We start from the raw sequence: 2,830 nt of genomic DNA on the forward strand, positions 1-2,830 counted from the left end.
AAAATGATGATATACAGTCGGTTTTCCTCTTTTTGCGCCGGACAGGCAACAAAAAAGGAGCCTCGGAAAAAGGCTCCTTTGTGCGGATAAAGGGACTCGAACCCCCACGCCGTAAGGCATCAGATCCTAAGTCTGACGTGGCTACCAATTACACCATATCCGCATCGGTTCGACAAAGATATGGAAAAATTCAGAAAACACAACCGAGTCAGGGGATTATTCGGCTTTTTTGCATACATTTGTATGTCATTTTTTAAGATATGCCGCAACAGATTACCCTCGTTCTGACCCCCAGACAGGCTGCCGAGCCGGAAACCTATACGGCCTTTGCCGCCCGTCGCCTGGGGATCAAGGATACCGACATCGCCCTCGCCCGGGTCGTGAAACGATCGATCGATGCCCGCCAGCGGCAGGTGAAGGTAAACCTGACACTCGAGGTTTTCGTCGATCGGGAGCCGCTGCCCGCTCCCGTCCATTTCGACTATCCCAATGTCGAGGGACGCACCGAAGTGGTGATTGTCGGGTCCGGTCCTGCCGGCCTGTTTGCGGCGTTGCGGCTCATCGAACTGGGACTGCGTCCCGTCATCCTCGAACGGGGCCGTGACGTCTCGTCGCGCAAGCGCGACATCGCGCTGATCAACCGCAACGAACGCATCGATTCCGACTCGAACTACGCTTTCGGCGAGGGCGGGGCCGGGACCTTCTCCGACGGAAAACTCTTCACGCGCAGCAAGAAGCGCGGCGATTACAACAAGGCGCTGCAGACGCTGGTCTTCCACGGCGCCACCCCCGAGATCCTCTACGAGGCCCATCCGCACATCGGGACCGACAAGCTGCCCTACATCATCCGCAACATCCGGCAGACGATCATCGATGCCGGCGGTGTCTTCTGTTTCGGCCGGCGGGTCACGGACCTGATCCTGCGCGACGGACGCATCCGGGGCGTATGCTGCGGCGACGAGCGGATCGAAGGCGCCGCGGTCGTGTTGGCCACGGGCCATTCGGCTCACGACATCTACGAACTGCTCCATGCCCGGGGTGTCCGCCTCGAGGCCAAGCCTTTCGCCATGGGGGTGCGTATCGAACACCCGCAGGCGCTCATCGACTCGATTCAGTACCACTGCCCGACGCGCGGAGAGTATCTGCCGGCGGCATCCTATTCGCTGGTGAGTCAGGAGCAGGGCCGCGGCGTTTACTCGTTCTGCATGTGTCCGGGCGGATTCATCGTCCCGGCAATGACCGATGCCTCGCAGTCGGTCGTGAACGGCATGTCGCCCAGCGGCCGCACGTCGCCCTTTGCCAATTCGGGCATGGTGACCGAGGTGCGGCTGTCGGATTTCGCTTACCTCCGTTCGGAGTGGGGCGAGCTGGCCGGGTTGAAGTTCCAGCAGCTTTTCGAGCAGGCCGCCCGCCGCGAGGGCGGAGCGCATCAGATTGCACCCGCACAACGGGTCTCGGATTTCGTCTCCGGGCGCAGCAGCACAACGCTGCCGGCGACCTCCTACATTCCGGGCATTGTGCCGTCGCGTCTCGACCGCTGGATGCCGGAGTTCATTGCGCAGAGCCTGCGGCAGGGCATAGCGACCTTCGGACGGCGGATGCACGGTTATGTGACCGACCAGGCAGTGGTCGTGGGTGTTGAGTCGCGAACCTCGACGCCGGTGCGTATCCCGCGCGATCCGGTGACGCTGATGCACCCCGAAACCTCCGGCCTGTTCCCGGCCGGTGAGGGGGCCGGATATGCGGGTGGAATCATTTCGGCGGCACTCGACGGCGAGCGCATCGCAGAGGCCGTGAAAAACTATATCGGGTCATGAAACAGCCAGACAATTGCCCGGAGATCTCGGTGATCATTCCGGTCTATAATTTGGAAAACTATCTGGTGCCCTGCCTGGAATCGGTGGTTGCACAAAGCTACCGCGATTTCGAGGCGATCGTGGTCAATGACGGCTCACGGGACGCCTCGGGTTCCATTGCGGAGTCGTTCGCCGCGCAGGATCCGCGCATCCGTGTGATCACCACGCCGAATCTGGGCGTTGCCCGGGCCCGGGAGACCGGGCTGAAGGCGGCGCGCGGCCGCTGGATCTGTTTCCTGGACGGTGACGACCGTTGGGAACCGGACATCCTCAAGGAGCTGGTCGCAGCTGCCGGGCAGGGTGACGGCTGCGACATCGTGTGCTGCGACTTCAAGCGTGTGCGGGATTCTTACGAGTTCCCCGTGCGGGAGCGCCGTTCGGAGGAGCTCTCCGGCTTCGGATATATGGAGGCGACGTTGAGCCACTCGATATCCGTATGTCTTTGGGCGAAGCTTTACCGGCGAACGTTGTTCGACGACAGCCTGCGCCACCATCCGCTGCCGTTGGGTGAGGATGAACTGCTCAACATGCAGATCGGCATGCGTCAGCCCCGTGTCCGGTTTGTGGATTATGTGGGTTATGGTTACGTCCAGCGGGCCGGGTCGGCCAATCGGCGCAATGTCGATGTGGACTATTGTGCCCGGTTTGCCGAGGCGGTCGATTCGGAGTTGGCTCGCTGTCCGGGGCTTCCTGCCGCGCAGCTCGTCTTTTTCCGCCTGCTGAGCCGGGTGCGTTGGTATCTGGTTTGCATCCGCAAGAGCCGCAATCCGTGGTGCGGGGATTCGGAGTATGCCCGTTGGATTCACCGCGAGGTTCGCGGCCGGGGAGCTGACCTGCGCCGCTACTATTCGCGCTGCGATCTGTTCCTGCTGTCGCTGGACCGCTGGCGCTGGCTGCGGCCCCTGGCGGTCGGATGTGCGACCGTGCAGCGTTGGGCGAGTAGCCTGATCCGGCGAGTATCCTATTGATTCAAG

Annotated in this window: 2 protein-coding genes and 1 tRNA gene; 2 read left to right on the top strand and 1 reads right to left on the bottom strand. The window is 61.8% G+C overall.

What is annotated here, in order from left to right; all coding sequences use genetic code 11:
* Positions 1 to 81 precede the first annotated feature (81 nt).
* Positions 82 to 163 (bottom strand) — tRNA-Leu (locus QZL63_RS05420).
* Between the two features lie 97 nt (positions 164 to 260).
* Here QZL63_RS05420 and QZL63_RS05425 point away from each other — a divergent pair.
* Together QZL63_RS05425 and QZL63_RS05430 are read left to right on the top strand one after the other, a co-directional pair.
* Complete coding sequence (locus QZL63_RS05425) at positions 261 to 1,817, top strand: NAD(P)/FAD-dependent oxidoreductase (protein WP_022308315.1); 1,557 nt, start codon at positions 261 to 263, stop codon at positions 1,815 to 1,817.
* Positions 1,814 to 2,824: a glycosyltransferase family 2 protein gene (locus QZL63_RS05430; protein WP_022308316.1), complete on the top strand. Its 1,011-nt coding sequence runs from the start codon at positions 1,814 to 1,816 to the stop codon at positions 2,822 to 2,824. The genes QZL63_RS05425 and QZL63_RS05430 overlap by 4 nt, the downstream gene beginning before the upstream one ends.
* Positions 2,825 to 2,830 lie beyond the last annotated feature (6 nt).

The organism is Alistipes sp. CAG:268, from assembly GCA_000434235.1.
In the GTDB taxonomy this organism is placed as follows: Bacteria; Bacteroidota; Bacteroidia; order Bacteroidales; family Rikenellaceae; genus Alistipes; species Alistipes avistercoris.